This is a genomic window from Candidatus Thioglobus sp. (assembly GCF_028599055.1).
Taxonomy (GTDB): Bacteria; Pseudomonadota; Gammaproteobacteria; order PS1; family Pseudothioglobaceae; genus Thioglobus_A.
Genome location: NZ_JAQRMS010000146.1, coordinates 1 through 2,652, shown reverse-complemented (window position 1 = coordinate 2,652; position 2,652 = coordinate 1). Strand labels below are relative to the sequence as shown.

General features: G+C 38.3%; 2 protein-coding genes. Both read right to left on the bottom strand.

Going from position 1 to position 2,652, the window contains the following annotated elements:
* Nucleotide 1 precedes the first annotated feature (1 nt).
* Nucleotides 2-1,699 (bottom strand): arginine--tRNA ligase, encoded by a 1,698-nt coding sequence (gene argS, locus PSN35_RS06925; RefSeq protein WP_300031339.1) that lies wholly within the window; start codon nt 1,697-1,699, stop codon nt 2-4.
* A gap of 73 nt (nt 1,700-1,772) precedes the next feature.
* Complete coding sequence (locus PSN35_RS06920) at nt 1,773-2,408, bottom strand: NYN domain-containing protein (RefSeq protein ID WP_300031336.1); 636 nt, start codon at nt 2,406-2,408, stop codon at nt 1,773-1,775.
* Between the last annotated feature and the right edge of the window lie 244 nt (nt 2,409-2,652).

Below are 2,652 nucleotides of genomic sequence, written 5' to 3'. Positions count from 1 at the left end.
TTTACATTTTTTCAGGTGCGCAAACGCCCAACAGTCCCAAACCATTAGCCAATACTTGCTTGGTGGCAATAATGAGTTGCAGGCGAGTGGCTTGCAGGGTTTTGTCGTCAATTAAAAAATCGCAACCGTTATAGTAGCTGTGAAAATCGCCCGCTAAGTCACGTAAATAATAAGCCAAAACATGTGGCTCATAATTCAGGGCTGAGGCTTGCACCACGTTTTTATAACGATTGAGCTGCTTAATTAAAGCCTGTTCATAGTTGTTATCAAGCAAGGTCATATCAACACTTTCACTCGCTTGCGCTTTAGCCAACACCGAGCAAATACGGGCATGTGCATACTGAATATAAAATACAGGATTTTCATTAGTTTTGGATTTGGCCAAGTCTAAGTCAAAATCCATGTGTTGTTCAGATTTACGCAACACATAGAAAAAACGCGCTGCATCATTACCCACTTCATGGCGCAACTCCTCAAGCGTCACAAATGAGCCACTACGCGTTGACATAGCAACTTTTTCGCCGCCCCGATATAAATTGGCAAACTGCACCAATAAAATTTCTAGTTTTTCAGGATCGTGCCCTAACGCACTGATAGAAGCCTTGACACGGGCAATATAACCATGATGGTCAGAGCCCCAGATATTAATAATTTTGTCATAACCGCGCTCAAATTTCTCAAGATGATAAGCGATATCAGAGGCAAAATAAGTATGCAAACCATTGTCTCTAACCACCACACGATCTAGATCATCGCCAAAATCAGTGGTCTTAAACCACAAAGCACCTTCTTTCTCATAAATGTGGTCAGACGCTTGCAATGCCTTGACGGTTTTTTCAGACCGGCCGGAATCAACCAAAGACTGCTCTGAAAACCACTGCTGGTATTCTATGCCAAAATCAGCCAAATCAGCTTTAATACCGCTTAATATGCTGTCGATTGCTAATTTGAAAATAACTTGATAATCCGATCCTAGTGCACTTTTACAATTTGCAATTAATTCATCAATGTGCTTTTCTTTATCGCCGCCATCTTTTTCATCTTTGCACACACCTTGGGCAATATCATGCTTGCCAACATTGGTAATTTGCTTGGCAATATCAAGGATATAGTCACCTTTATAAGCATTATCTGGAAACACAGCCACTTCACAATAACGCAAATATACTGACGTGGCTAAAATATCCATTTGTCGTCCGGCGTCATTCACGTAGTATTCGTTATCAACCTCAAAGCCAACTGCGCGCAACAAGTTTGAAACCGTTGCCCCGTATGCAGCACCTCGACCATGACCAACATGCAAAGGCCCCGTTGGATTGGCAGAAACAAACTCCAACAAGATACGCTGACCATTACCAACTGTAGACAGACCAAACTCAGCACCTTGCGACAGAATATCTTCAAGTACTTGATTGTTTGAACCTTGTGACATGAAAAAGTTAATAAAGCCTGGGCCGGCAATCTCAATTTTTTCAATCTCAGTGGCATCTGCCAATTGCTCAACAATTTTTTGCGCCAATTCTCTAGGCGCACATTTAGCCTGCTTGGACAATACCATGGCAATGTTAGAGGCAAAATCGCCTTGTGACTTATCTTTAGAGTGGTCAATGCGAATATTATCCGGTATGCTTACCAGCACGCCATTTTCCACCAAGACACTTAAGGCTTGTGTAATGAGTTGTTGTAATTGCTTATTCATAATATTACTTCTCAAGTAAAAGTCTGTTATCTTATCATTGTCAATAGAAGGTTGTTAATTTTTTATTTTTCTACTAAATCCACGTCTTAGGCTTGGTTAATTCATTGCCAGTTGTGTTTTGAATAGATTGTGGCAATTGATTGACTTTAATTTTTTGCTTAGAAATGGCAAAATATCCATCAGCAACCTTGCAAAGTTCAGCACTTTTTCTTTTAGGTGGATGTGCAACAATGATGGTTTTATCTGGAAATAACTGTTTAACAATTTCAACAGGCGGCACTAAATCACTATCACCTGAAACAACATAACAATAATCATACTTATCCAAATGTGCATCATTAAGTATTTGGCAGGCAATATTAACATCCGTTTTCTTTTCTTCGTAAGACTGGTGTGTATTTCCACATTCCCTACATTGCTTTGTTTTGGATAAAAACCTACCATAAGTAATTTCTAATTTATCACAATGAACTGCCAATGCTTTTAAGAAAATTTCTTGCCTGTTTTTTGTTTCACTGTTACTTTTAGTAATTGCAGTAAAATATTTTACTGCAATTAATGACATATTTTTTTGTAAAAAACTTTCTGATAAGGCTTGCAAATCTAACCATTTATATTTGCCTTTATAGGCTGATCTTAACCCGTAGTAAAGATTATAACCATCAATATAAACAATTACTTTTTTTAAGTTTTTGTTGTTATTTTTCAATTTTTTGTTAATTATTGTTAATTATTGTTAATTTTACTTTATAATGTTACTTAACAACACTAAGGTTTTCATGCCTTAGCCCGACGCCAGCCACTAACGCTGGCGTTTTTTTTGTCTATGTTCTTCAATGCGCCTGTTGCCAAGAATCACCCATGCCCACATCCACCTTTAGTGGAATGTCTAACGCATAAGCATCCTCCATTAAGCTGCGTATTTTATCGGCAAATTCGTGCGCTTTCTCAGC

Coding starts and splice junctions, on each gene's coding strand:
- argS (WP_300031339.1), bottom strand. CDS start 1,699: ATGAATAAGCAATTACAACAACTCATTACACAAGCCTTAAGTGTCTTG.